Origin of the sequence: Photobacterium sp. GB-50, assembly GCF_003026755.1 — a bacterium.
Taxonomy (GTDB): Bacteria; Pseudomonadota; Gammaproteobacteria; order Enterobacterales; family Vibrionaceae; genus Photobacterium.
Window position 1 is genome coordinate 479,882 of sequence record NZ_PYNX01000001.1, and the last position, 25,085, is coordinate 504,966.

At 40.0% G+C, this 25,085-nt stretch carries 27 protein-coding genes, 1 tRNA gene and 1 CRISPR repeat array; of the genes, 9 read left to right on the forward strand and 19 right to left on the reverse strand.

The window, feature by feature from the left end; all coding sequences use genetic code 11:
• Nucleotides 1–28 precede the first annotated feature (28 nt).
• The 9 genes from flgH to C9J41_RS02150 all read right to left on the reverse strand — a co-directional run bounded on the left by flgH (nucleotide 29) and on the right by C9J41_RS02150 (nucleotide 7,524).
• Nucleotides 29–799 (reverse strand): flagellar basal body L-ring protein FlgH, encoded by a 771-nt coding sequence (gene flgH / locus C9J41_RS02110; protein ID WP_199187034.1) that lies wholly within the window; start codon nucleotides 797–799, stop codon nucleotides 29–31.
• A 55-nt stretch (nucleotides 800–854) separates the two neighbouring features.
• The gene (gene flgG / locus C9J41_RS02115) at nucleotides 855–1,643 is read right to left on the reverse strand and encodes a flagellar basal-body rod protein FlgG (RefSeq protein WP_107205480.1); all 789 of its coding nucleotides are present in this window, start codon (nucleotides 1,641–1,643) and stop codon (nucleotides 855–857) included.
• Nucleotides 1,644–1,659: 16 nt separating this feature from the next.
• Entirely contained in the window at nucleotides 1,660–2,409 is a 750-nt protein-coding gene (flgF, locus tag C9J41_RS02120; RefSeq protein WP_107205479.1) for a flagellar basal-body rod protein FlgF, read from the reverse strand.
• Between the two features lie 174 nt (nucleotides 2,410–2,583).
• Nucleotides 2,584–3,978 carry a flagellar hook protein FlgE gene (gene flgE, locus C9J41_RS02125; RefSeq protein WP_107205478.1) on the reverse strand — a complete coding sequence of 465 codons (1,395 nt, stop codon included), beginning with the start codon at nucleotides 3,976–3,978 and terminating at the stop codon, nucleotides 2,584–2,586.
• A 6-nt stretch (nucleotides 3,979–3,984) separates the two neighbouring features.
• Nucleotides 3,985–4,710 (reverse strand): flagellar hook assembly protein FlgD, encoded by a 726-nt coding sequence (gene flgD / locus C9J41_RS02130; RefSeq protein ID WP_107205477.1) that lies wholly within the window; start codon nucleotides 4,708–4,710, stop codon nucleotides 3,985–3,987.
• A 17-nt stretch (nucleotides 4,711–4,727) separates the two neighbouring features.
• Nucleotides 4,728–5,144: a flagellar basal body rod protein FlgC gene (gene flgC / locus C9J41_RS02135; protein ID WP_045082774.1), complete on the reverse strand. Its 417-nt coding sequence runs from the start codon at nucleotides 5,142–5,144 to the stop codon at nucleotides 4,728–4,730.
• A gap of 2 nt (nucleotides 5,145–5,146) precedes the next feature.
• On the reverse strand, nucleotides 5,147–5,542 hold the full coding sequence (gene flgB / locus C9J41_RS02140) for a flagellar basal body rod protein FlgB (RefSeq protein ID WP_005370239.1): 396 nt from the start codon (nucleotides 5,540–5,542) through the stop codon (nucleotides 5,147–5,149).
• A gap of 152 nt (nucleotides 5,543–5,694) precedes the next feature.
• A complete protein-coding gene (locus C9J41_RS02145) occupies nucleotides 5,695–6,522 on the reverse strand; it encodes a protein-glutamate O-methyltransferase CheR (RefSeq protein ID WP_045148043.1) in 828 nt (275 codons plus the stop codon).
• A 66-nt stretch (nucleotides 6,523–6,588) separates the two neighbouring features.
• Nucleotides 6,589–7,524, reverse strand: coding sequence for a chemotaxis protein CheV (locus tag C9J41_RS02150; protein ID WP_107205476.1), 936 nt, complete (start codon nucleotides 7,522–7,524; stop codon nucleotides 6,589–6,591).
• Nucleotides 7,525–7,674: 150 nt separating this feature from the next.
• Here C9J41_RS02150 and flgA point away from each other — a divergent pair, with 150 nt between their 5' ends.
• The 3 genes from flgA (at nucleotide 7,675) to C9J41_RS02165 (ending at nucleotide 9,278) form a co-directional block, all read left to right on the forward strand.
• Nucleotides 7,675–8,382 carry a flagellar basal body P-ring formation chaperone FlgA gene (gene flgA, locus C9J41_RS02155; protein WP_107205475.1) on the forward strand — a complete coding sequence of 236 codons (708 nt, stop codon included), beginning with the start codon at nucleotides 7,675–7,677 and terminating at the stop codon, nucleotides 8,380–8,382.
• 120 nt (nucleotides 8,383–8,502) lie between these two features.
• The gene (gene flgM / locus C9J41_RS02160; RefSeq protein ID WP_105060722.1) at nucleotides 8,503–8,814 is read left to right on the forward strand and encodes a flagellar biosynthesis anti-sigma factor FlgM; all 312 of its coding nucleotides are present in this window, start codon (nucleotides 8,503–8,505) and stop codon (nucleotides 8,812–8,814) included.
• A gap of 35 nt (nucleotides 8,815–8,849) precedes the next feature.
• Nucleotides 8,850–9,278 carry a flagella synthesis protein FlgN gene (locus C9J41_RS02165; RefSeq protein ID WP_107294140.1) on the forward strand — a complete coding sequence of 143 codons (429 nt, stop codon included), beginning with the start codon at nucleotides 8,850–8,852 and terminating at the stop codon, nucleotides 9,276–9,278.
• 2 nt (nucleotides 9,279–9,280) lie between these two features.
• On the opposite strand, the gene C9J41_RS02170 is transcribed toward C9J41_RS02165, so the two are convergent.
• Nucleotides 9,281–9,742 (reverse strand): LPP20 family lipoprotein, encoded by a 462-nt coding sequence (locus C9J41_RS02170; RefSeq protein WP_107294141.1) that lies wholly within the window; start codon nucleotides 9,740–9,742, stop codon nucleotides 9,281–9,283.
• Between the two features lie 10 nt (nucleotides 9,743–9,752).
• On the reverse strand, nucleotides 9,753–10,388 hold the full coding sequence (locus C9J41_RS02175; RefSeq protein ID WP_005370226.1) for a FlgO family outer membrane protein: 636 nt from the start codon (nucleotides 10,386–10,388) through the stop codon (nucleotides 9,753–9,755).
• A gap of 144 nt (nucleotides 10,389–10,532) precedes the next feature.
• On the opposite strand from C9J41_RS02175, the gene C9J41_RS02180 reads away from it, so the two are divergent.
• The 6 genes from C9J41_RS02180 (at nucleotide 10,533) to C9J41_RS02205 (ending at nucleotide 13,898) form a co-directional block, all read left to right on the forward strand.
• The gene (locus C9J41_RS02180) at nucleotides 10,533–11,669 is read left to right on the forward strand and encodes a flagella assembly protein FlgT (protein ID WP_107287240.1); all 1,137 of its coding nucleotides are present in this window, start codon (nucleotides 10,533–10,535) and stop codon (nucleotides 11,667–11,669) included.
• Nucleotides 11,670–11,715: 46 nt separating this feature from the next.
• Nucleotides 11,716–11,792: transfer RNA gene (locus C9J41_RS02185), tRNA-Arg, on the forward strand.
• 499 nt (nucleotides 11,793–12,291) lie between these two features.
• Nucleotides 12,292–12,480, forward strand: coding sequence for an AlpA family transcriptional regulator (locus C9J41_RS02190; protein ID WP_107294142.1), 189 nt, complete (start codon nucleotides 12,292–12,294; stop codon nucleotides 12,478–12,480).
• 118 nt (nucleotides 12,481–12,598) lie between these two features.
• Nucleotides 12,599–13,066 (forward strand): helix-turn-helix domain-containing protein, encoded by a 468-nt coding sequence (locus C9J41_RS02195; protein WP_107294143.1) that lies wholly within the window; start codon nucleotides 12,599–12,601, stop codon nucleotides 13,064–13,066.
• Between the two features lie 22 nt (nucleotides 13,067–13,088).
• Nucleotides 13,089–13,268, forward strand: coding sequence for a hypothetical protein (locus C9J41_RS02200; RefSeq protein ID WP_146151671.1), 180 nt, complete (start codon nucleotides 13,089–13,091; stop codon nucleotides 13,266–13,268).
• Between the two features lie 114 nt (nucleotides 13,269–13,382).
• A complete protein-coding gene (locus tag C9J41_RS02205) occupies nucleotides 13,383–13,898 on the forward strand; it encodes an HGGxSTG domain-containing protein (RefSeq protein WP_107294145.1) in 516 nt (171 codons plus the stop codon).
• Between the two features lie 57 nt (nucleotides 13,899–13,955).
• Here C9J41_RS02205 and C9J41_RS02210 read toward each other — a convergent pair whose 3' ends face one another.
• From C9J41_RS02210 to C9J41_RS02245, 8 genes are all read right to left on the reverse strand, one after another.
• Nucleotides 13,956–14,450: a M48 family metallopeptidase gene (locus C9J41_RS02210; RefSeq protein ID WP_233220376.1), complete on the reverse strand. Its 495-nt coding sequence runs from the start codon at nucleotides 14,448–14,450 to the stop codon at nucleotides 13,956–13,958.
• 63 nt (nucleotides 14,451–14,513) lie between these two features.
• Nucleotides 14,514–16,796: direct repeats of the CRISPR family, unit length 32 nt; unit sequence GTTTCAATCCACGCTCCCGTGGTGGGAGCGAC.
• Between the two features lie 176 nt (nucleotides 16,797–16,972).
• On the reverse strand, nucleotides 16,973–17,266 hold the full coding sequence (cas2, locus tag C9J41_RS02215) for a CRISPR-associated endonuclease Cas2 (RefSeq protein WP_107294147.1): 294 nt from the start codon (nucleotides 17,264–17,266) through the stop codon (nucleotides 16,973–16,975).
• A 15-nt stretch (nucleotides 17,267–17,281) separates the two neighbouring features.
• On the reverse strand, nucleotides 17,282–18,310 hold the full coding sequence (gene cas1c, locus C9J41_RS02220) for a type I-C CRISPR-associated endonuclease Cas1c (protein ID WP_107294148.1): 1,029 nt from the start codon (nucleotides 18,308–18,310) through the stop codon (nucleotides 17,282–17,284).
• Nucleotides 18,307–18,930, reverse strand: coding sequence for a CRISPR-associated protein Cas4 (cas4, locus tag C9J41_RS02225; protein WP_199194424.1), 624 nt, complete (start codon nucleotides 18,928–18,930; stop codon nucleotides 18,307–18,309). The genes cas1c and cas4 overlap by 4 nt, the downstream gene beginning before the upstream one ends.
• A 2-nt stretch (nucleotides 18,931–18,932) precedes the next feature.
• A complete protein-coding gene (cas7c, locus tag C9J41_RS02230; RefSeq protein WP_107294150.1) occupies nucleotides 18,933–19,805 on the reverse strand; it encodes a type I-C CRISPR-associated protein Cas7/Csd2 in 873 nt (290 codons plus the stop codon).
• Between the two features lie 10 nt (nucleotides 19,806–19,815).
• Complete coding sequence (gene cas8c, locus C9J41_RS02235; RefSeq protein WP_107294151.1) at nucleotides 19,816–21,795, reverse strand: type I-C CRISPR-associated protein Cas8c/Csd1; 1,980 nt, start codon at nucleotides 21,793–21,795, stop codon at nucleotides 19,816–19,818.
• On the reverse strand, nucleotides 21,792–22,526 hold the full coding sequence (gene cas5c, locus C9J41_RS02240) for a type I-C CRISPR-associated protein Cas5c (protein ID WP_107294152.1): 735 nt from the start codon (nucleotides 22,524–22,526) through the stop codon (nucleotides 21,792–21,794). The genes cas8c and cas5c overlap by 4 nt, the downstream gene beginning before the upstream one ends.
• A 16-nt stretch (nucleotides 22,527–22,542) precedes the next feature.
• Nucleotides 22,543–25,035: a CRISPR-associated helicase/endonuclease Cas3 gene (locus C9J41_RS02245; RefSeq protein ID WP_107294153.1), complete on the reverse strand. Its 2,493-nt coding sequence runs from the start codon at nucleotides 25,033–25,035 to the stop codon at nucleotides 22,543–22,545.
• Nucleotides 25,036–25,085: the final 50 nt, after the last annotated feature.

A 25,085-nucleotide genomic window follows, 5' to 3' on the forward strand; every position in this document is an offset into this window, starting at 1 on the left:
AACGCTATGTTTTGACAAAATTGGCTGATTAGAAAGCAACGTTAAAGAAACGTGATAACCAATTTTGCTCTTGAATATCTTGGCGATCACCGGTACCTGAGTATTGGATCCGCGCATTAGAAATACGTGTTGATGCAATGGTGTTATCTTGGCTAATATCGTCAGGTCTAATATGTCCGCTAACCCGAATATATTCTTCGCCAGTGTTAAGCATTAGCCATTTTTCACCACGTACAACCAAGTTACCGTTATTTAAAACCTCAACCACTTCAACTGAAATAGAACCTTTAATACTGTTACTTTGATCGGCAGAAGTAGAGCCTGCAAATGTGTTGTTGTTCGACATACCATAAGACAAGCTGTAATCACGAATGGTGACGGGTTTCCCCCCTAGCTCTATTGGCTTCATATTTAAATCGGTAGATTTATCTAAATCTGAACTTGCACTCTTTTTCGCTGCGGTTTTTTCTTCGAGTAAAATTGTGACGATATCACCAATACCACGGGGCTTAGTGTCGTCATACAGATCTTGCACTTGTGATTGATTAAACAAAGAGCCTGTGGCAGTTGCGTAATGCTCAGGTTTATCTTGTGGACGAACAGGATTCCAAGCGGGATCGCCCGCTTCTGGATCTTCACGTTTACGGATCCGATCAATCAGCCCTTTCGACTCTTTCTCTTTACCTTCTACCGCATCAACATTGGTGGTGGCTTTTTCAATATCACTGCCAGCAACATCAGGTGGTGTAGATACACAGCCTGTTAATGCCAAACTTAATAGAAGTAATGATTTTTTCATCCACTGACGATTCATTTTATTTACCTGAGCGCAATTCATTCATTACCACCAATCATTACAACTGCTGGTTAACGTAACTCAACATCTGATCGACAGTTGAAATCACCTTCGAGTTCATCTCATAAACACGTTGTGCTTCAATCATATTCACAAGCTCTTCCGTCACGTTTACGTTGGACGTTTCAAGCATAGATTGGCGAATAGAACCATATCCTTCTAAGCCTGGCGTTCCTTCTTGAGGATCACCACTCGCGCCTGTTGGTAAGAATAAGTTCTGACCGATAGGCTCCATACCACCTGGGTTAATAAAGTCGACAGTCGTAATTTGCCCCAAGGCTTGGTTTTCTTGCTCTCCACGAATACGGGCAGAAACTTCACCATCAGTACCGACGGTGATGCCTACCGCATCTTCAGGTACCACAATCTCAGGCTGGACAGGATAGCCACTACCACTGGTAACCAATTGACCTTCAGAGTTAATCGTGAACTGACCATTACGGGTATAACCTATGTTGCCATCTGGTAATAGCACTTGGAAAAAGCCATCACCTTCGATCATCATGTCCATGGCGTTATTGGTGGTTTGAGTATTACCTTGAGTAAAGACTTTTTGTGTCGCAACCACTTTTGAACCCGCCCCCAACATTAAACCTGTTGGTAATGTGGTATCTTGAGTTGACTGACCGCCCGGTTGGTTAATATTTTGATAAAAGAGATCTTCAAAAACCGCGCGACCTTTTTTAAAACCAACGGTTGATGCGTTAGCCAAGTTGTTAGAAATAGTCGAGATATTTGTCTGCTGCGCGTCAAGACCGGTTTTACTTACCCATAGTGCTGGATGCATTGTTCTGTCCTTTTAATTAGCCAATACGCATAAGAGAAGAAGAGGCTTTATCCATTTCTTCTGCGGTTTTCATCAGTTTTACTTGCATTTCAAAGTGGCGCTGAAGATCTATCATGCTGGTCATTTCAGAAACCGCATTCACGTTACTGCCTTCAAGCATACCTTTCGCCAGTGTTACACTGGCATCTGCATCAAGCGGAATACGCTCGCCGATGGATTTAAATAAACCATCAGTATCTTTAAATAACGCTTGATTATCAGGTTTAACCAATTTGATGCGATCAACGACTGCGATTGCATCAGGCGGCGCACCTTGTGGTAAAACCGACACTGTACCGTCTTTACCAATTTCAATTTTACTGATCGGAAGTGGGATAAAAATAGGACTGTCGTTTTGGCCTAATACCAATTGACCATTACTGTTTTGTAGCATGCCTGTTTGATCAATTTTCAAATGCCCAGCACGGGTGTAAGCTTCTTGGCCTTTGACATCCATTACAGCAAGCCAACCATCACCTTCAATAGCAACGTCTAAATCACGCCCTGTATTGATCACTGAACCTTGTGCAAAATCATTACCCGGGCGCTCAGTCATTGAAAACACTCGGCTAGGTAGACCTTCACCATAGGCTTGCATACTGCGCGCCTGTTGTAAGTCGGCACGAAAACCTGTTGTACTGACATTTGCCAAGTTATTGGCATGAACTTGCATACCATACATATCTTGTTTTGCGCCACTCATGGCAAGATACAGAGCACGATCCATTTTTTGACACTCCTATTATCTAACAGCATCAATAAAGCAAAAACTAAGCCAATTATATTTATTGTTTAATAACAGTGAATTGAGAGCAAAAGAGCAAGAAGGTAAAGCAGGAGGGAAAAAAATTGCCGCTTCAACGAAAAGGTAAAACGGCAATAGGACTGGAAAGGATAAAGCTTAACGAATTTGTAGAATATTCTGTTGTAGCTGATTATTCACATCTAGTGCACGAGAGCTGGCTTGGAAGTTACGTTGCGCGGTTATCAAATCCACCAGCTCTTGAGTCATATCGATATTTGATTGTTCAAGCGTTCCGCTTTTAACAGAGCCAAATGAACCTTGTGATGCATCGCCCCAAATCGCCTGACCTGATTCTTGGGTGGTATTCCAAAGCGTGCCACCTAACTGTGCTAACCCTTGTTCATTAGAAACACGGGCTAAGGCAACACGTCCTACAACGATATCTTTACCATTTGAATAAGACGCCAAAATATTGCCTTCAGGATCAATATCAACTTTCGATAAATAACCTGTTGTCGCGCCGTCTACATCTTGAAATTTGCGCACTTCAAACGCTGAAGCATATTGCGTCGGATCATCATAATTCATAGTTAACGATTGCGTAGGATCAGCACCACCGACATCAATACCAGCAGAAGCGAATGTCTCCATTTGGATATTTAATGGCATTGGTGGAGTTGCTGGAACGGCAGGTGGATTACCAGGGTCTCCAGGATATGGCTGACCATTTTGATCAAATCGCATCCGATAGCCTGTCACTACAGGGGCTGCAGGGTTTGTATTATCAATAACTTGATAAGCTGCAGGGATGCTTGCTGGATCTGGCTTTAATAACCGCTCTTGACCACTGTTATTGGTAACAGTTTGATGCACTTCCCATGTATTAGCATTGGTTGGAACGGCATTAGGATCATATTTAGCGACATAATAAGTCGTCATTTTATACGGTTTACCTAATGAATCATAAATCGTTGATGACGTTGATTTATTGAAAGAATCAGGATCTTTAAAGTCAAATGGACTATTTTTAGGCGTTGTTTCTTTATTAGGTAAATTTAAAGACACTTTGATTGTGCCTGATTTTGTTGGCTGACCAAATACATCATCAATTTTCATCGATTTTGCTTCATAAGAAGCCACGGTATTTGAATCTTTATTGACAGGGTAACCCAGTAGAAACTTACCTTCAGAGTTCACTAACTCATTTTCGTTATTTAGATGAAATGCACCATTGCGAGTAAGATTATTATTCGAAGGTTCATTCTTATTATCTGCCACAGCAAAAAAACCCGAACCAGATACACGTAAATCTAATGGGTTATTGGTATAAATACTAGAACCTTCATGGAACTGTTGTGCAACCGTTGAGGTTTGTACGCCCCCACCCGTTGTCGTTTTACCATTAGAGAAAATCGAATTAGAATAGACATCACCAAATTCAGCACGTGATTCTTTAAAACCAAAGGTGTTGGCATTGGCTATGTTATTACTGGTGGTATTTAGATCTTTTTGAGCTGCACCTAGACCGCTCAACGCAATGTTCATACTCATATTCGATTATCCTTTTTGTGTTGCTTTGCCAATTTGTAGAACATCAGCCAACTGAACTGGCTTATCGAAACCAGCAAGGTTTAACATCACCTGACCGTCGTTATTCCCTAATAAAACGCTATTCACGTTTGCGTGTGTAAGCACTTCAAAATTCTGGCTTTCGCCTTTTACATTGCCTGACACAGAAAACTTATACATACCTTGCGGCATAATATTGCCATCATCATCTTTACCATCCCATGTAAAGGGATGTTCACCGGCTGATTTAGCACCAAGACTCATGGTTTTAACCAATTCACCTTGTTCATTTTCAACGCGCAACATTGCGTTATCAATGCTTTGCGTTAAACGCGTCATGCCAGACATTTCGCCTTCGCTACTGCGCATTGCGGTTGAATTAGGAATAAGTACATCTTGTCCAACAAGAGAAGAAGCTTGTAGTGCTTGATTTGACGTCATCGCACTATTTAATGAGCCAAACTGCTCATTCATTTTGTTAATGCCATCAACGGTAGCGAATGATGCCATTTGCGCGATCATTTGATCATTACTCACAGGTTTAAACGGATCTTGCTGTGCTAACTGCTTGGTTAGTAATGACAAGAAATCATCTTGCTTTAGCTGATTTTTTCCTGTGACTTCTTGCTCTTGTTCGACTTTCTTATCTTGCATGCTTTTTAGCTGGTCAAGGTAAGAAAGATTGCTGGTTCCTGCACCATTAACTGTGCTCATAATGACAACTCCTTACCTTATTTGCCCATCTGCAAGGTTTTCATTAGCATCTGCTTACTTGCATCGGCTACCTGAACATTATTTTGATATGAACGAGATGCTGAAATCATATTCGCCATCTCTTCCATCACATTAACGTTGGGCTTATAAATAAAACCTTCAGCATTTGCCATCGGGTGCTCTGGATTGTATTCAGCTGATAGCGGCTTATCACTTTCAACAATACCTTTAACTTGCACAGGTACGCTGCTGCTTTGATGATAAGACGCAGAATTTAATGCGGCGGCAAAAATAGGATGACGGGCTTTATAAGTTTCTTCTGCTGAACTACTGACACTGTTGGCGTTAGCAAGGTTACTTGATGTGGTATTTAAACGTACAGATTCAGCACTCATTGCCGATCCCGTTACATTAAAAACATTAAATAAACTCATTATTATTCCCCTTTCAATGCCTTGCTCAGGTTCTTAAATTTAGAACCTAAAAAATCCAACGATGCTTGATATTCAATACTATTTTGCATAAACAAGTTTTGCTCTAGTTGGGCATCCACCGTGTTGCCATCCCCTGTATCCGGCTGTGTTGGCACACGATATTTTTGCTCGCCACTGACTTGTGTAGAGGCATTAATGTGCCGCCCATTTGTTCGGCTTAGGCCAATATCTGCCCCAGATGTTGCCGCTTTAAGCGCACGACTGAAGTCTAAATCTTTTGCTTTATAGCCAGGAGTGTTGGCATTAGAGATATTACTCGCTAGGGTTTCGGCACGTTTTTCACGTACGCCAACAGTATACTGATGAACCCCTAATGCTTTATCGAACGAAATGGACATATCTTGCCTCCACAATTACTTAGCAGTAATGAAGCAAAGACAGTGCCAATTTTAAGAATTGAGAAATTAAGAAGATGGTTGGTAACTAGAGAGGAGAATAATTAACTAAAAAGCGCTACACGCAATATTAACAAGCGGCAGCGCTTCTTCAATTAACGGAGTTTATAAATGATGCCAGGGTTACAACGGATCATTTCAAATTTTTCTGTTAACCCTGTTAGTGACTCTGATGCACCTAAGAACAAATAGCCACCAGGATTTAAGCTGGCCGCTAATTGATTTAAAACTTTCGATTTCATCTCTGGAGAAAAATATATCAAAACATTTCGACAGAAAATAATGTCAAACTTCCCCAGCAATGCATAGCTATCTTTAAGGTTCTGCGGCCTAAAATTAACCATTTGTTTAACTTTATTGTTAACCCGCATACGGCCATCACCATTGTCTTCAAAAAACATACGGCGACGCTCCGGCGATAACCCTCGGCTTAAAGCAAGATTGTCATACACACCTGCTCGGCATGTTTCTAGCATCGTCTGTGAGATGTCAGTGGCTGTAATTTGAATAGATGGCAGTAAACCAGGACGCTTAGCTTGGGTTTCCAAAACCGTCATCGCCATAGAATACGGTTCTTGGCCTGATGAACTCGCCGCAGACCAAATTTTGATCGGTTTTTTATTTGCTGCAAGTTCAGGCAAAATTTTGTCTGATAATACGGTAAAAGGATAACCATCACGAAACCATAATGTTTCATTGGTTGTCATCGCATCAACGGCGGCAATACGTAATTCACGATTACGACCTGATAATACATTCTGCAACAAGTCTGAAAGCGACGATAAAGAAAAACGATTCACTAACGGGCTTAAACGACTGCGCACTAAATATTGCTTGCTATCGCCTAATACGATGCCACATTGAGACTCAAGAAATCGGCAAAATTCACGATATTCTTGGTCATTTACAGTTACTGCTGTCATTTACAACTCTTCTTTGTCAGTACATTCGGCATTAAATACTCAATAATTTTTAATAATTTCAAACTGTTACGCCGATTCAATTGAGCTATCAGGCATTGCCCCTTTTACAGCTCGACCCAATTCGTCTGGGTTAAATTTAGGAATAAAAGCATTTGCTCCTACACGTTCAACCATGGCTTGGTTAAACACACCACTTAATGATGTATGTAAAATAACATGTAAGTCTTTTAATTTAGGATCATTTCGTATCTCAGCAGTTAATGTGTACCCATCCATTTCAGGCATTTCAATATCTGAAATAATCAATGCTAGTTGATCATAAATAGAGCCTTGAGCGGCCATTTCACGCAATTTAATAATGGCTTCTTTACCATCTTTTACGAGTACGCATTCACAACCAATCGCTTCTATCGCTCGTTGTACCTGCTTACGTGCAACGGTTGAATCATCAGCAACAAGAACCCGACGCACGGCAGGGCCATTTTCAACCAACTCTTCAAGCACGGTTCCTGTAATGTTGGTATTAACCGGTGAGATCTCATCGAGAATTTTTTCAACATCTAAAATTTCGACCAGTTCACCGTCTATTTCTGTCACAGCAGTCAGATAGTTACTTCGACCAGCCCCTTGAGGAGGTGGAAGAATCGATTCCCAATTCATATTAATAATGCGTTCAACAGAAGACACAAGGAAACCTTGAATAGAACGATTAAATTCCGAAATGATAATAAAGCAATTCGTTAAATCGGTGATTGGGCGTCCACCGGTCGCTAAACTCATATCAATAACAGAAATGGTTTGTCCTCGAATATGAGCAACACCTTTAATCAATGGATGTAAATTCGGCATTGATGTTAATTGGGGACACTGCAGAACTTCTTTAACTTTAAATACGTTAATGCCATAACGTTGACGTCGATTAAGACGAAATGTCAGCAGCTCTAATCGGTTTTGCCCAACTAATTGTGTCCGCTGGTTAACTGAATCTAAAATACCTGTCATTGGATAAACTCCCTGTCGTGTTATAAATCGCGCTCGCGAACACACTTTATCCACTCACGATCACATCTGATAAATAATCAAGATATTAGAATATCTAGCTATAACTGCGAATGTTATAGTAATTCTAACCATGACCAAAGAGCATTTACCGTGACAAGCCACAGAGATCAAAAACTCTTGCCAATTTTTATCGGCCTTTTGCTATTTTTCTTTAGTACAAATATCTTTGCTTCTGATTATAACGTGCTAGATTCCGTGGAAAAATCCGCTGAAAACTTAATAAAACAGCAAGTTACCTTACCAGAAAAAGGGAAATTAAAAGTTACAGCAGCAGAGCTTGATAACCGTCTTCGTTTTTCTACTTGTTCAGCGCCACTTGAAGCCAGCCTACCCGGCAAACAAAACTTAAGTGGTAATGTTACTGTGCTTGTTAAATGCCCTACCGAAAACTGGCAGCTTTATGTCCCTGTAAATGTACAATTAACACTGCCTAAAGTTGTCGCCAGCGTCGCTCTTGGTCGAGGCATGGTTATTACTCGAGATAAACTTTCCGTTCAAATGGTTGAAAGTCGCTTCCAACGAGGCAATAGCTTTGAAGACCCTAATGAAATCATAGGATCAAAAGTTAAACGCTCAGTAAAATTAGGAGAAATGATCCAAGCCCGTGATATTTGTTTAGTATGCCGTAACGACACTGTCATTATCCGTGCCGGAACAGGCGGACTAAATATAGTAACAGAAGGCAAGGCACTGTCTGATGGAGCTATCGGTGAAGAGATCCGAGTTCAGAATAAAACATCAAGACGTATGATTGATGCTATTATTACCGCAGTTGGTGAAGTAACCGTAAAGTATTAGTCAGAAAAGTTGATTGCGCATGACGATAAATAAATCATTTTATCTTCATAATATTTACTAAAGTCTGTTCACACTTTGCCGATAGCTAGGTATCACAGTTAATTATCAAGGTAAAACATTATGGCAAGTATTGATCACCTACGTGGTGGACAACCTGTAAATACCACACGTGTTGGCCAACAAAAAACAACCACAACGGAAGAGCAAACTACCACCTCAAACATTGCTAAAGAACAGCATGACGAAGTATCTTTAAGCTCTCAAGGTAAAGCTGTGGGCCAAATTCATCAACAATTAGCAACAGAACCAAGCTTTGATGCAGGAAAAGTGGCAGAGATCAAACAAGCAATTGCAAATGGCTCATATACTATTGATGCCGATAAACTTGCATCAAATATGTTAAAGTTCGAAGACGAGCTTAATGGGCTTTAAGATAACATTTGCATACTAAAATTGAGATCAGCGTAATGAAACAGACACTTGGTCAACTGCTTGAAGTTCAACAAACCACCTTATTGTCTTTAATCGATCTTCTCAAACAAGAAAGAGTGGCAATTACTCGCCGCAAGGCATTAGAAATTGAACAGATTGCCAAAGAGAAGTTAGATCTGATCTACAAAGTCCAACAGCACGATTATTTATTGTCTTCCCATGAAGAGCGCGACCAGTTAACACTGATCAACGATTACCAAACACAAGTGAATACGATTCAAGATCTAGTTAAAGAATGCCAACAATATAATGATATCAATGGCGAAGTATTACAGCGCGCTCACCTCAGCTTTCATAAGCTAAATAACTTATTCCAGCAAAGTCGTGGTCGGCACCAAATGACCTACAATTGTGATGGTGTCGCACAAAATGTTCGTTCATTAGGTACCAACCTAAAAGCGTAAAGTTAAAACATGACTTCTTGTTTATTCGGCACATGAAACACTTCACCGTGTTGCTTCATTCGTTCCATCAAACCAATATTTAACTCCATTTCCGTGACATAACTGTCACCGACAGGATAACTGCGAATAACTTTTGCCCCACGAATAACACCATCTACTGCGCCATCCGTACTTTCATATCCTAATTGCTGATCATCGAGTGATGTGGTTGCACTAATGCGTAATCCATAAATTTGCTCTGATAATTCGCGGTAAGCATCTAACTTAGAAGCGCGCATTGCACGAATACTTTTTTCTTCTTTGGTTCGCCCTTTTTGCTCACTAATTGAAGCATACCCTACCGCTTGGATCACATCTTTACTTTGGGTTAAGTCAGGACCTGGAACCGTTGCACTGCCTGATGTTGTATTAGTACAACCTGACAGTAATAACATCGCAGCAGCTAAAGCCACATAATATTTCATTGTTACTTCCTTACGGCTTTAAAATTACATTATTATCAGGACGGTTACGCACATCTGTACGCATAATTACCCCATTTCGTAACTGAATCTTATTCATAAAATCCAAGTCTCGGCCAATACGCTCTGCCGGAAGAAAACCTTGTGCTGTTGCAATTACGACATTTGAGCGCATACCGATAATTCGTGCATTAATGAGCACCCCACCACTTTGACGCAGCATTGTGCCTGTTAGCACGTAATCAACAGGTTGCTGTGACGCTAATTCTTTCCAGTTGCGACTAATACTAAAATCGCCACTACGAGTCACTTTAATTACCCCTGTTGACTTGTAATCAACCACAGTAAAACCACGCTGCTGCATTTGGTACATGAAGTTTTCACTCACCACATTACCGAGCCAGTTGGTTTCCGTCATATCTTGTAAATCAACAAACGAGGTGACGGCTAATGGCGTACTTGCCGTTAAATATTGATTCGACGTTACCAATTGATTCGCTAATCCTTCAATAAAATAATCAACGGTATGTCTTGGCGTGTCTGATAAAGAATAGGCGCCTGATGAGTATTTCTCTTTACCGTTATAAACCGGAGGTGCGGCACAAGCAGTCATCGCTAACGACAACACAATTACAATCCACTTATTCATTACTTCCCCGCCCTCAAATATTGTTTTCTTTATATCGTATGAACATTTAAATTCTTTAATACAAGCGCCCAATTGGGAACACTCTTTGCATTCACTTTTTCATCGAACTATTAAAAAGCAAAAAACATACCTAAATGGGCTTTTATGAATAAATTTTTTTTACGCAGCTTAAGTGCACTTTGTTTGTTTTTTTCATGTTATAGCTCAGCCCAATGGGTTGAAGTAACAGGTGAAGCTGTCATTTTAGAAAGTGAAGAAACAGCACGTGTTAATGCACTAGAAGATGCGGTATATCAAGCGATGAAGCATGCGGGCGGTGAAATCGCAACACTGCCGTCATTAAAACCTTATTTCGCAGAGCCTAAGCAACAATACCGTTTTAGTGGTAATGAGATCCGCAATGTAACGGTTCTTGAACAAAAGAAAGCAGGCGGCAAAATGTATGTCACCAGCCGTATCGACATTTACCCATCGGCAAAAAGTTGCCACAAGACCCAATATAAAAAAGGCATTCTATTAGGCAGTTTTTCAATTACTGAGCCACAACAAGCAGCCATGGGTAGCGTTTATAAAATAGGTACTGATTTCGCTTCAATGCTCGGAAAGCAAATTCAAAAACGTTCCCAAAGCTTTATTGTTACTGGTAAAACAACCGTCCCTTTCAGTGCAACCCAAGCATCTGCAATGACGATGCTGGCTGAAGATCACGATGCGCAATATTTAATTGGTGGTGAAATAACAGATTTGACCGCCACCCTTGATGAAAAATTAGTTAAGAAAGATCAAGTTAATCGCCAGTTTGCTGTTTCATTGGAAATAATGGACGGTAAAACAGGCGAGATCATCTACCAAAATAGCTACCGTGAAATTGGGTTATGGCCGTTTTCTCGCTCAAGCCATGTGGATACCAAATCAGCACGTTTTTGGGTTTCACCTTATGGACAGAGCATTCAACGTATCAGCCAAAATATGATGCTAGATATTGAAAGTGCGCTCTCTTGCCGAGCCAGCCTCCCAGAAATCATCAACATCCATAATAATGTCGCACAAATGAACGTTGGTCGTATTCATGGTGTAAAACAAGGTGATAAATTAAAACTTTGGCATAGCGCAGGATTTATTGATCAAAAAGGTATACCGCGGAATCGAATGGTTGATACAAAAATTAGCTTAACCGTTGATCGCGTTTATGAAAAGTCAGCGGAACTTATTGTTAATCAACCAGAATTAGCAGCAAGCATCCAACCTGGTGATTTACTAACCAAGCAAACGCGACGTTAAGAGTATTCCCTTATATTTTTGAAAATATACCGTATAATACTCAAATGCTTCCTTAGCTCAGATGGATAGAGCGTCCCCCTCCTAAGGGGAAGGCCACTGGTTCGACTCCAGTAGGGAGCGCCATATTTTTCAAAGGCTTAGCGATTTTTTATTGCTAAGCCTTTTTTATATCTGGATGAATAGGTGTAGTTATAGGTGTAGTTAGCACTCTTTACTTTCTCCAAATACACCATCCCCCAAAAAAGTAAAAAAAATCTTTGTTTTTTAAATTTGTGTTAATAACATCACAAATACATGAAAAATTCAGAATAGAGTAGAACGTTCAATACCTGATTGGTACCCTCGGCAATCTATACATTTTCATTTCCAATAATACTAACACTCCACGTTTTGAGTTTTTTTTGAACAACTAACTGTACTATTTTTGACCTCGCTGAAAAATAAATAAAAAAAATAAAAAAAATCTTGCGCATGTAACTCTCTCTTTCAACCTCCAATAAGGTACTAACAACAACAAAGAACATAAAAATTTTATTTAATCACACTTTACAAGCTTTCAAACTATTCTATAGTATTTCAACGCACCCTAAATAAGACATAAAAATTATAGGTAATTTAAATAATGAATAAACGTCTTATTACTCAAGATGAACTTTGTGAATTAACCAGTAAAGGTCGTATAACAATATGGCGCTGGATAAAAGAAGGTATATTACCTGAACCAATGAGAATTAATGGTGTAGTTCTCGGATGGGAAGAGGATGTTATTAAAAATTGGTTAAAAAGCCTTTGCTCTTCAGATAAAAAGTAAAACACTTTTATTAATTTATTTATTAATGGTTTGATTATCTATCATAGTGATAGTAGATAATTATCAGGGTGGTAGATGTATTTGTCACCCATGATAAAACAATCTATCAATGTGATAAATGACAAAAAATAGTATGTCATATAATACGCAATTTGAATTAACGCAATTAATTACTAAAACAGCACCAAAAATATTAGGCTTAACACCGACGAATAAATCAATATTATTGCATATAGTTAGCTTTATGAATTCAGATTTTGAATGCTACCCATCAGCAAAAAAGATAAGTGAGATAAGCGGCTATGGGGAGGCAACTATTAATCGAGGCATAAAAGAAATTGTATTATGTAAAATATTAATAAAGAAAAATAGAAGTAATGGAAGCATCAAAACAAGCAATTTCTATAGTTTAAATAAAAAAGAGTTAAACTATAAGGTTTACGGTGAGTCAACCACCGTAAATAGACCTAAAGAAAAAAGCAATAGTAACAATGACTACTTAGCGGAAGATGGCAACTATTACATTTCATCTACCGATTATTACATTAAGAGAATGAATAATGAAATCAGCAAATCAATGGTATGAATTATACTATAAGTTCAAACTTATGAATACTCAAGATCCTGCTCTTACTATTGGTAAGTTTATTAGAATGTACACTACTAAAGCAGATAGTAGTGCTCGTAATGCATTTAAAAAAATAGAAGAAGATATATATATTAATTTACAAAATACTTTTAATAAAAAGAACAAAACAAACCCTAATGTACAGCATGTTCTTTTTTAATTTAAAACACTGATAGAAAACAACATTATTATTGCGAAATTATCATTAGTTTAAAAATAAGTGCGCAATTAGCTATATGTTTTTTTCAATTAATACTAACCAAAGGTAATCATTATGCTTTGTAATGCCAAAAACAAAGATGGTAGCTTATGCACTGAGTTAGGTGCAGGTAGGAATAACCGTTGTTATAAACATGGTGGTGCGTCAACAGGGCCTATCAGTGAATTGGGTAAATTAATTAGCTCTCGAAATGCATTTAAGCGTTTTCCTAATTGGTTTTATTTAAACATTGTTGATGATTCATATATATTGAGAGCAGACAAGGCTTTTATAGCTTTGGATATCTTAATGGATAGCGATATTATTCAGTGGAGCACTGTATTTGGTATAGTCGATAAAAATCAGATACCGCTTGAAACGATGAAATATTTCTTATTCGAAAAATATGGTTATGAAGCATTGTTAGTTGTACAAACAGCGCTTGATAAATATTACCAAGAAATGGATTACCAGCATTTTAAGTTTCATGTATATCAACCGCAGTTTCAGTTGAAAGATTACTTCCAAGAAATAACACGACCACAAAGTCAGTTTTTAGATAATTGGATGAATACGCATGATACTTGGTAGAAGTTAGTAACATAGGTAAGTAATTTAATGAGTGCGCACTCATCTTTATTTAATATTTTAAATTACAAGCTTATGCCCATTATCTTTAAGCCACTCCTTATGCTCAAAGTAATCAGGCATTACTCGTTCAACTTCACGCCAGAACTGTGGAGAGTGATCCATTTGTATTAAATGACACAACTCATGGATAACCACATAATCCACTACTCGATTCGGTGCCATCATAATGACCCAATTAAACTCTAAGTCACCATAAGGTGTACAGCTTCCCCAGCGGCTTTTAAACGACTTAATTCTAATTACGCCAGTTTCAACACCTACGATATGGGCGTAACGTTCAACCTTCTCTCTTATCTTCTTTTCAGCTTGACGCTTATACCACGTAATAAGCCCTTTACGTGCGTATATCCCATGATCGATATCATCAGGCTTATTAAAGAAATCAACAATCATTATCGCTTCATCCAAACGTTCAACTAATGCTTGGCTGGTGGCTTTTACGTCTTCGAATACAGCTTCTTCAACCACACCGCCACTACTGACTTTAACCACTTCCACCATCTATATATTATAAAAAACATATTCAGTTTCAGATAAGCAATACTGCTCGAACTAGTTTCAATCCACGCTCCCGTGGTGGGAGCGACTTGGTGTTTTGGCTGTTGGTATTGCTGTTGGTATGTTTCAATCCACGCTCCCGTGGTGGGAGCGACGTTTTTAGTAAGTATTAATTCTAACATTTAACTAGTTTCAATCCACGCTCCCGTGGTGGGAGCGACACCCAAAAAGAGTATCATGGTTTTACGTTTTGTGTTTCAATCCACGCTCCCGTGGTGGGAGCGACATGATTCAACAGATGCAAACAGCGTCACGTTGGGTTTCAATCCACGCTCCCGTGGTGGGAGCGACGCAGCGTGTTTCAATGGTTACTAATGCCGATTGGTTTCAATCCACGCTCCCGTGGTGGGAGCGACACGCCAAACTCATCATTCGGATCTGGTTCATCTTGGTTTTAATCCACGCTCCCGTGGTGGGAGCGACTATGAATGAATGGGCGTTTAACTATATAGCATGGTTTCAATCCACGCTCCCGTGGTGGGAGCGACGATGCGAATGAAGATGTCGGGCTTTGCTCTGTTCCGTTTCAATCCACGCTCCCGTGGTGGGAGCGACGCGGTTCAGCGACATTCAGTACAGCGTTAGACCTGTTTCAATCCACGCTCCCGTGGTGGGAGCGACCTTGGCAAAGCGGTGAACCATCTTCTTTTTTATTGTTTCAATCCACGCTCCCGTGGTGGGAGCGACTAAAAAGCGCAGTTGAACATGCAATACTAACGTTTGTTTCAATCCACGCTCCCGTGGTGGGAGCGACCTCAGTAACAGTGTAAACGCTCTTATGGCTCTTTAGTTTCAATCCACGCTCCCGTGGTGGGAGCGACGTGATTGTAATCTTTGTATTCTTCTGAATCTTCCGTTTCAATCCACGCTCCCGTGGTGGGAGCGACGTACATCGTAGAGAAATTAACTTCTGCTGTTTCAGTTTCAATCCACGCTCCCGTGGTGGGAGCGACCTCATACGTTGCCATTAAACGCGCAGCACTACCGCCGTTTCAATCCACGCTCCCGTGGTGGGAGCGACCGGTAAGTTCAAACATCTCGATACACCCCTTCTTGTTTCAATCCACGCTCCCGTGGTGGGAGCGACAAATCCATGTCGATATTACGATCTATTAGTAAGTGTTTCAATCCACGCTCCCGTGGTGGGAGCGACGTCAGGTAGGTTTATACCCGATCCACCAGCACCAGTTTCAATCCACGCTCCCGTGGTGGGAGCGACGGATTGGTGAGGCTATATTGAATGGTATTAACAAGTTTCAATCCACGCTCCCGTGGTGGGAGCGACGTTAGTTAGCAAGTCCACGTTAAAACTTTTAAAGAGTTTCAATCCACGCTCCCGTGGTGGGAGCGACAAAGCTCCATTGCTGTAAATGCTTCGCCAGTCTGGTTTCAATCCACGCTCCCGTGGTGGGAGCGACCATTTTTTTATCCTATTAAGGTGTTAACCATAAAGTTTCAATCCACGCTCCCGTGGTGGGAGCGACTTGTAAGTAGGGGAGTTACTTTCTCAAGTGTTTGAGTTTCAATCCACGCTCCCGTGGTGGGAGCGACGATTCAGAATCCCCTATGGTTTTGGTGTTGTAATGTTTCAATCCACGCTCCCGTGGTGGGAGCGACCATCTGACCCTGTAGAATTACCTAGCGGTGGTGTTGTTTCAATCCACGCTCCCGTGGTGGGAGCGACTCTGGCTCACAGTAATCATAGTCTTTATAGCAGCCGTTTCAATCCACGCTCCCGTGGTGGGAGCGACATGCAAGCCATTAACTTGATGTGTTTTTGTTGATGTTTCAATCCACGCTCCCGTGGTGGGAGCGACAATTGGTATAGCTACACTGATAGCAAGGTTTATTGTTTCAATCCACGCTCCCGTGGTGGGAGCGACCTAAGTATGATCAGTACAACGAATTCATCGACGAGTTTCAATCCACGCTCCCGTGGTGGGAGCGACGACACATTTAGACATGGTGACACACTGTTTGTGGTTTCAATCCACGCTCCCGTGGTGGGAGCGACTTGATACAGGGTGGGGTTCCCCTTCCACATGGTTAGTTTCAATCCACGCTCCCGTGGTGGGAGCGACGCCACGTTGTTTAGACCACGTTAACATGTGAACTGTTTCAATCCACGCTCCCGTGGTGGGAGCGACTAATCCGCTAATTTATCTTTTGCAATGTCTAGGAGTTTCAATCCACGCTCCCGTGGTGGGAGCGACAGCAGATCGCCAGCAAGCATTTAGTGACATTAACGGTTTCAATCCACGCTCCCGTGGTGGGAGCGACTGCCTTTTGGGTAAAGCCGATGTAGCCTATGCTAAAAAGGGGGGTTGCGCTAACCATATTTAAAAGTGAGATGATTTTTTGAATAGTAGATCCTAATTTGTAAAAGAACTTTATAATCAGTAAATTAAATTTGAGCTAACCTAATAGGTTTTTCATGAGAACATAAGGTTAGCGAATTAGATAATCAGGTTATCTTGGTAGATATCAACAGCAACTTTAGCACCATGATGCTCAACACGATGACGCCAATTTTTTCCTAATAGGTAAAAACGTAAACTATCCACATCTGGCTCATACAATGCCAGTAGCTTAGCTTTAAATTTTACCCATTGATCTGGTGCTATATCGCATTCAAATACTGAATATTGAACTCTTACGCCATAATCTAAACAAAGTTTTGCAATTTGACGTAGTCGACGTTTGCCAGATGAATCACTTAAACATACATCATAGGTTACTAATACCATCATAGTTAGATATCTCATTTAACGTTGATAGAATGGTGGATAATGTGCAATATCCCCTCGAATGTATCTTGCTAAGAGCATGGCTTGTATATGAGGGAGTAATCCTATGGCAATTTTTTCGTTTAAAAAAGGATGATGAATCTCTTCTTGTTTCTTTAGCTGATATGCCTGAAGAATAGCTTTACGTGTATCCTCTTTTATACTGACACCACCTAAAGTATCTGTTTCAAAATCTTTCATTGATACTTGTTTTCGATTGATGAGTGTGAGTACTAAACGATCAATAAAAAAGGACCGAAATTCTTCAAGAAGATCTTGTGCCAAACTGTCTCGTCCTGGACGTTCAACATGTAAAAATCCAACTTGAGGATCTAAGCCTACGCCTTGTAATGCACTACTTATTTCATTGCCTTGAACAGCATATAAAAATGACAACATGGCATTGATTGGATCTTTCGGTGGGCGACGGTTTCGACCATCAAAGCGAATATCATTTGATGAATTAGTGATTAATTGATCAAATACTTTAAAATAATGACTGGCAGCTTCGCCTTCTAATCCTCGTATTTTTTCAAGATCAGTATGTGCTGGCAATTCTTCAATGATTTGACGATGTCTGTTTATTGCATTCTGGATATCGACGGTATTGTTATGATTACGAGCATGCCGTTGTAATACTGCTCGAGAGCTACGTATTTTTGCTGCTACAATATCTCTAGCTAAAATAGCGGCTTGTTTATCTGTAATCTCGTATTGTGCTCTGCGTAATAAAACATTACCTGATTGTTTACCAACTATACGTGCTTGAAAACGTCCATATTGATTAAAAAAAGCCAAACCAGTGCCATTTTCGCCACAAAACCCCATGACTTGAGGTGATACCATAATGTTACCAAAACAAAAAATATGACTGATAGAATGTATCGGTAATTGGATGAGTTTTTGTTTCTTTCCTTCGACTTTTATATCAATAATCAGTGTTTCACGTTCTTTATGAAGGTAGGCACCATCTCTATTTATATAAAGACAGTTTTGTAATTTTTTCATTCATCGCTATCCATGCGGTAAAGGGATTTTAGATATTTTGTTGATTTATCTTGGCGAAATAACGAGGGGAAACATAAATCATTTAATGAACATGCCTCACACGCTTTGGTTAATATGGGTTTCGGTGTTACTCCACGATTAAAAAGGTTCTTAACTTCTTGAATAATAGTGAGGGTTGTCTGTCGTAATGACTCATTGATCTCAATATCAACTCGTTTACGTGTTTGCCAATACCATAGCGCACCTGTAGTCACTTCTTGATTTGTCATTTCTTCGATACAGAGTGCTTGTGCACATAATTGAACACGATCACTGTCATCTTTTTTAGGGCGCCCTCGCTTATATTCTACGGGAGTATAAATGTACTCTTTAATATGATATTCAAGTAAATCAAGCTTGCCTGTAATACCTAGCTGTGGCGCAGCAACGTTAACACCCCGTTCAAAACGGATGTTTTTTCGAGTTTCAGGAGCGCCGTGATCGACTCTTTCATGTAGCTGATTACCTTGCGCTGTTAAATAGTTATCAGCCCAAACCTGTTCGCTATGAATTAGCGCACACTGTCTCGGACAAAATACATAATGCTGTAATGCTGAAAGAGGGATCAGGCGCTCATCCATGATTAGAAACCTTCTATAATTTCAGGTGTTAGATCAGGTAATACATTCATTAAACTGTCGTTAAGGGCTGAATTGTCTAACGGTAACCCTTGTTCTAGATGATGACGTAGCGTCTGATGCACCTTAGCCGATGAATATTGACCTGATTTACTGTTATGCTGCCACCAAATAATTTTATCTACGACCATTGAGCCTTCTGGTCGTGCTGATGAGGCATCACCTTCAAATAAACGTGGCAAAAGCGTTTTTATTATTTCCGCATCATCATCACTAAAGCCCGTTTTTGTTGCCAGTTGTGGCGTCATTGCACCAAAGCTGACATAAGTGGCTTTATCTACACGGTGTTTCATGCCCATCGTATCGGAAGATTTTTTAGAACCATCCCCTTCACCACTGACACTTTTTGTAATTTGAGTACTTTCAATACTGATTGGCTCAAGACTAAATGCGGATTGAATGGTTACAGGACCACGAATAGGCAATGAAATACCTTCACTTCCCGTTGATTTTGAATAAGCAAAAACTTGTCCAAAGGCACGAACATCAAACCATTTAGCACAGACAATTTTAGTTGCGTCAGCAATGGTGGTTTTTTTTGTATTAAACACATCTTTGCCTACACCAAACTCAGCAGATTCAGCGCGATTACGTAAGCTCGTCATACTATCCGTTTTTTTCTCATCGGATTGCACGAAAATAGACTGCTCTGCTTCTTGTAAGCGATCGCGTAGTTTGCGTTTAAGACAAACATCGGTAACTTCACCAAAACCCTGATAATCTTGACGAGGACGATTACCGTTTAAAGGATCGCCATTTGGATTGGCATGGTTAACCGTAAAAATAATAGCAAAATCAATTTTATGATTCAGTGACATAGTGATTTCCTTAATTAATAACTTCTTCTTGAGATTCAGTTGCCGTTTTCTTTGCCATCAATTCAAGCCGTTGGCTATGGAATCCAAGTAGGAATTCCGCAGAGAGCGCTTTGTCTGAGTTAAAGCTATCGCTGTTAAATAAGCTATGGATCTGATCGAGTAATTGCTTTCTAGCGGTGATAAAGCCACCGTGCGTGTTTTGTAATCGCTGAATATAAGGTAACAGTGATAATTCAATCGTTTTCCAGGTAGTAAATGGACGATCAGCAAAACGCTGCATTAATCGTCCCGCATTGGTTAATCGCTTTTCACCAGATTTATCTAACGAGAATTGTTCGATATTTTCGGCTACGGCGAGTAGACGACCATAAAGATAATCACGTGAAGTATTATTCGTTTCTAACGCCATAGCGTAGTTTCTCCATAATGTTCTGATTGCGTAGCCGCGATATAGTGCACAGGCGACACCGAGATTTTGTTCCCACTGTTCTAATTCAAAACTGTGACGTTGAGTTGCTCTGTATGTTGCTCTGCGCATAATATCGAGAGGAATCGATTGTTTATCGATAATCGATGGCAGTAAGCGCTCTGAAATGTTTTTCTTAAGTCCTTGACCACTTTTTGTATTGGCCATGTCGCCATAAACTGCGTCTATGATTGCCGTTTGACTAGGTGCGTTGCGATACCATTTTGGTGTTCCAGCCTCTTGTTTTTCTTTGCTTGCTCGTTGCCACCAAGCACAATCAAGGTGCCACGCTTCAAGGTTTGATAAATATTCAGCTGGTTGAAAATCACGATAATACGTCACCCCCATTCGACCAGGGGTTGCAGAGTCCAATGCCATCACGACAATCGAATCTGTAAGCGCTAAAGGTGCACCTGAAAATTTGCCTTTTAGCTTTTCACTGAATAAATGACCGAAGCGTTGACCTAGATCTTTGCTGTGATCTAGCGTTAGCTCTATAGGCGTTGGTGCAGGTTCAGTATTAAGAGTTAAATTATCAACATCTCCCCAATCGTCATTAAATAGGGCTTCTGGTTCATCAAGGCTTTCTAGTGGTTGAGGAATGTCTGGCTGATTTACCGCCCATGCAATAATGACTTGATCACCATTACGATATCCTTGGCGATCAATAAGCCAACGTAAGGTATTGTGGGCTTTTTGAGTGACTTCAAAACTCACAGTTGCGGCTTGCTGACTATCGAAAAATCGTCCACGATAGGTATAGCCATCTTTATCATTTGAAGATATAAGCTTGGCTTTATCACCTGTATGACGAATTTTTGCAGGATGGTTGACCGCTGCTGCTATATTGTTGCCAGTGACATAACACAGTGAAGATTTACCACTATTGTTAATATCAAAGTCAATCCATGCCTGTTGTAGACTGCTGTCTTTCCATGTTTGAGGACATTGATCACCTGCAATTTCAACACTCCAACACACTAAGGCACTTCCTTGCTCAACTTGCCCTTTTTCTTTCGGTAATACTTTTAAGAGCAAGGGAGTTGGTTTGTCTGAATCATCCCATGATGTTAGTAAAATCTGATTTTCATCAACATGGCAAATACCCTGTTTGATTAAGTCCGCAATGATCGTTCCTTTACTTATATATAGGTAAACAGCCGCTGCTTTAGGGTGTGAATGTGGCGATTCTATCCATTCCTTTAGCTGCGCTTCATAGCCATTAAAATAAGGCTTCTTTTTACCACCATAATTGGCATAGTCTTTCGCCACATATTGCAGTTTATCGGCCAAAGGATGTGGTGCTTCGCCACTACTACGACTGGCGGATTTTTCGGTGGCGGGCAACACAATTTGCGTTTTTTCTAAAACCTCAGCCCGAATAAACTCACCATTTTGATTTAGCGTAATGTGAATATGGGCATTTTGAGGAGTATGGCAAATCGGCATGATCTGCTCTGACTGAACTAAGTCAAGTTGTTGTACTGCCTCATAAGTTTTATATAATTTTCCTAACCAACTCATTGTTCAACCTCCTGTTTTTCAACAGGTAACAGATTGACATCCAGTTCAAACTCTTTGGCTGTCATCGGTCGAACATGGCGAGTGATCAATTGTGGTTCAGAATTATCAAACTGCTGAGGATGCTCAAATTCAATGATGCCATAGCGCATGGTTGGGAACCAAAATCGACTGTCTAGTACATCTTTTCCTGTTTCGTCTGGGTAACCAAAACTGTGGAACATTAAACCAAAGCTCAGTTCATCAATATTGTCATAAATACTGCTGCCAGAGCCAAATTCACAGGGCTCGACATAGGCTTGGCAATCTCTCGTTCCAAGAAAAATATCTTGGCGACCGCCTTTTTCAAGCATGCGTTTCGCAATGGCAAAGTGTTTGCCATCAATGCGATCTTGTTTAAGTTCAGGTCGATGAGTATTCCATTCAAAATGGGCTTCGACTTGATACTCCACTTCATGCAAAAAGGTATAAATAGCAAGCGTATTACCACCGCCCCAAACCAGAGGTTTAGTACCTTTAGTTTGGGTACGAATCGGGTTGATGATCCGTACTCGATCAATGACCCATATCAAGGTTGGCTTCCAGTAAATGGATTTTAGAATGCCCTTAAGTGCTTCATAGGTTGGAACATGGTAACTGCATTTTTCGCCACCAATTTTGGTCACGGGATCCGTAAACAGAGCATAACGACCCCAGACTCGAAAACTGATGCTATTTTTAGGTGTTGAGTTCACGTAATACTCTCCGTAGTTAACAGCTATAAAAGTTAGATGAGTTGACTATCTCTGTACTCAGGCCAAAGGCGTCGTCGTAATATTGTTCATTAAGACAATAAATACCGGATCCAGGTTGAGTTTCATAAATGGCTTGAGTTTTCAGTAATTTTTCAAACACATTTGGGAAAACATTCACACTGTATTTTTGCGCCTGTTTTAAGGCTTGAAAGTACGATTCGGCATCAAATTTTTTATCTTTACTGCATAAGGTATTGATGATGTCTTTGGCTGTGGGCTGAGCGTCAACATGTCCATCTGATGATTGGTAATCAACAATAATGGCTTGGGTTGGGGCGTCTATCGCCTTGAAAATATTACCCGCCTCCATAAAAGATTGCTCTAAACGCGGTAAGTTATGTTGTTCTATTCTGTGCTTATTTAAAGAGCAAGGGTGCAATTTATTGTTTGATAATAAAGCCAATAATGAAGTGGTGTTTTTCTGACTGTCTTTGCATGGATAATCCATATCCTCACTACGCTGAAAAAAGTAATAATAGAAATACTGAGCCATTGCCTTTGGATCGAGTAAATCATCAAAACCTTCGTTCATGACTCGCTCAGTGATCCTTTTGCCTTTCTCTATATCAGTTAACATTTTGGTGTTTTCATTATCTGGGTTAACAACAAAAACGGTAGCGGTCGACTTTTTGCCGTTACGGTTGCATCGACCCGCTGCTTGAGCGATAGAATCCAACCCAGCTAAAAAGCGGATCACGCTGGCAAAATCAACATCGACACCAGCTTCAATCAGTTGAGTACTAAAGCACATGACAGGCTGATGATTTTCAAGACGCTGACGAATTTTGGCTAAGATAATTTTACGGTGTGCTGAGCATTGATTGGTACTAAGATGAAATAAAGCATCGGCATCCATTTTATTTTGGCAAGCAAAATATAAATCTTGTGCCCATTGTTTGGTATTAACAATGGTTAAACAACTTCCCGTTGATTCAAATTGTTCTATTGCAAGATCTGTGATTTCATCTAGCGACCAACCAAGCGGTTTGCAACAATTCTTGATATGAACGCGTTTTAAATCATCAAATAGCGCACCCACATTTGAGACTAACTCACCAGTGATCTTTAATTGACCTTTTTCACTATTGTCTAATTGGTTGAGTAACGGTTGTGTTGCTGTACATAACAGTGCGGTTGAATTGGCCTGTTCAACGAGAAAGTTTAATGCATTGCAAAACAAATGGGTGCAGTTAATCGGTAATGTTTGGATTTCATCAAAAATAAGAACACTATTAGCAAGTTGATGTAACCGCCTGGCACTTTTAGTGCCACCAGAGAATAGTGCTTCTAAAAACTGTACCATAGTTGTAATGACTATGGGCGTGTCCCAGTTTTCTGCACAAATTTTACTTTGCCAAGTTTGATGTTCAGGCTCAATACTCGAGTGATGCTCTAGTACCCATGGATGAATATCATCGGGGTGTTCGATCGCTTCACGAATAACCTGAGCATTTTGTTCAATGATTGATGTAAATGGAATGATATAAAAAATATGCTCACATTGATGTTTTTTCGCATGATGTAAGGCATAGCGAAGACTGGCATACGTCTTACCGCCGCCAGTCGGCACGGTTAGACTATAAATGCCTTGTTTTTCTTGAGCTTTGTTTAGACAATCCAATGATATATTTCGGCGAATAGTATCAATAGGATTTCTAATGTTGAATGTGGCTAATTTATTTTCTAAGCGTGTGATTGCAATATTCCAATCAGGTTTGATTGAACGAGATAGACGCTCTTGTAAACGGCGAGGCTCACTAAATTCAGCACTATTTAAGCGGTCTGCGTCAATTAAACAGCTAAAAAGGAAGCGTGTGAGAAAACCAAGTTTAAAGCTATTAATAGTTGAATTTGCTGTTTTGGGAGAACCAAGTATGGATTTTATTTTTTGAAAAAATTCATCTAATAGCTTAGGGGCACCTTCTGAAGTAATTAACAATTCATTAACACGATGTATTATTTCTGGATCAGCATTGTTTCGACATTCTTGTAAATGTGCTTTATCTTCTGACTTTTGAATACGAGAATTAAAGATATTTCCTTTATTAAAATCAGCTGAGAGAACATCAATCAACCCACTATGATGTGATGCAATACATAAAGCTAATATTTGCCCACAAAGATCCCCCTGACCTTGACCACCATACTTTTTAAGCGCTTCATAAATATATTGAGCACCTGCTGTTGCGTGATCAATTTTACCCTTATTGGCTTTAGCATCGATAAAGCAGACATCGTCAGGGTCAATTAACCCTTGAGCTGACTGTATATAGTTTTGAAAAGCTTGGCTATATTTACCGAAATCATGAAGTAAACCTAGTATTAATCCTGTCTGTTCTAGGTTGATTTTTTTTGCAAACTCACTACAAAGTTCACCTGTTTCTGATAAATGTTGAGCAACAGTTTGAAGCTGAAGATCTGTATCACGATAATGAGCAACAAGTGGCATAGGTATTACACACTGACATCAATAATTATTCTTTGAATATATTATTTAAT

Excerpts from the sequence above, each read along its gene's own strand:
- flgH (WP_199187034.1), bottom strand. The coding sequence starts at position 799 with ATGAAAAAATCATTACTTCTATTAAGTTTGGCATTAACAGGCTGTGTA.
- flgG (WP_107205480.1), bottom strand. The coding sequence starts at position 1,643 with ATGCATCCAGCACTATGGGTAAGTAAAACCGGTCTTGACGCGCAGCAG.
- flgF (WP_107205479.1), bottom strand. The coding sequence starts at position 2,409 with ATGGATCGTGCTCTGTATCTTGCCATGAGTGGCGCAAAACAAGATATG.
- flgE (WP_107205478.1), bottom strand. The coding sequence starts at position 3,978 with ATGAGTATGAACATTGCGTTGAGCGGTCTAGGTGCAGCTCAAAAAGAT.
- flgD (WP_107205477.1), bottom strand. The coding sequence starts at position 4,710 with ATGAGCACAGTTAATGGTGCAGGAACCAGCAATCTTTCTTACCTTGAC.
- flgC (WP_045082774.1), bottom strand. The coding sequence starts at position 5,144 with ATGAGTTTATTTAATGTTTTTAATGTAACGGGATCGGCAATGAGTGCT.
- flgB (WP_005370239.1), bottom strand. The coding sequence starts at position 5,542 with ATGTCCATTTCGTTCGATAAAGCATTAGGGGTTCATCAGTATACTGTT.
- C9J41_RS02145 (WP_045148043.1), bottom strand. The coding sequence starts at position 6,522 with ATGACAGCAGTAACTGTAAATGACCAAGAATATCGTGAATTTTGCCGA.
- C9J41_RS02150 (WP_107205476.1), bottom strand. The coding sequence starts at position 7,524 with ATGACAGGTATTTTAGATTCAGTTAACCAGCGGACACAATTAGTTGGG.
- flgM (WP_105060722.1), top strand. The coding sequence starts at position 8,503 with ATGGCAAGTATTGATCACCTACGTGGTGGACAACCTGTAAATACCACA.
- C9J41_RS02165 (WP_107294140.1), top strand. The coding sequence starts at position 8,850 with ATGAAACAGACACTTGGTCAACTGCTTGAAGTTCAACAAACCACCTTA.
- C9J41_RS02170 (WP_107294141.1), bottom strand. The coding sequence starts at position 9,742 with ATGAAATATTATGTGGCTTTAGCTGCTGCGATGTTATTACTGTCAGGT.
- C9J41_RS02175 (WP_005370226.1), bottom strand. The coding sequence starts at position 10,388 with ATGAATAAGTGGATTGTAATTGTGTTGTCGTTAGCGATGACTGCTTGT.
- C9J41_RS02180 (WP_107287240.1), top strand. The coding sequence starts at position 10,533 with ATGAATAAATTTTTTTTACGCAGCTTAAGTGCACTTTGTTTGTTTTTT.
- C9J41_RS02190 (WP_107294142.1), top strand. The coding sequence starts at position 12,292 with ATGAATAAACGTCTTATTACTCAAGATGAACTTTGTGAATTAACCAGT.
- C9J41_RS02195 (WP_107294143.1), top strand. The coding sequence starts at position 12,599 with ATGACAAAAAATAGTATGTCATATAATACGCAATTTGAATTAACGCAA.
- C9J41_RS02200 (WP_146151671.1), top strand. The coding sequence starts at position 13,089 with ATGAATACTCAAGATCCTGCTCTTACTATTGGTAAGTTTATTAGAATG.
- C9J41_RS02205 (WP_107294145.1), top strand. The coding sequence starts at position 13,383 with ATGCTTTGTAATGCCAAAAACAAAGATGGTAGCTTATGCACTGAGTTA.
- cas2 (WP_107294147.1), bottom strand. The coding sequence starts at position 17,266 with ATGATGGTATTAGTAACCTATGATGTATGTTTAAGTGATTCATCTGGC.
- cas1c (WP_107294148.1), bottom strand. The coding sequence starts at position 18,310 with ATGAAAAAATTACAAAACTGTCTTTATATAAATAGAGATGGTGCCTAC.
- cas4 (WP_199194424.1), bottom strand. The coding sequence starts at position 18,930 with ATGGATGAGCGCCTGATCCCTCTTTCAGCATTACAGCATTATGTATTT.
- cas7c (WP_107294150.1), bottom strand. The coding sequence starts at position 19,805 with ATGTCACTGAATCATAAAATTGATTTTGCTATTATTTTTACGGTTAAC.
- cas8c (WP_107294151.1), bottom strand. The coding sequence starts at position 21,795 with ATGAGTTGGTTAGGAAAATTATATAAAACTTATGAGGCAGTACAACAA.
- C9J41_RS02245 (WP_107294153.1), bottom strand. The coding sequence starts at position 25,035 with ATGCCACTTGTTGCTCATTATCGTGATACAGATCTTCAGCTTCAAACT.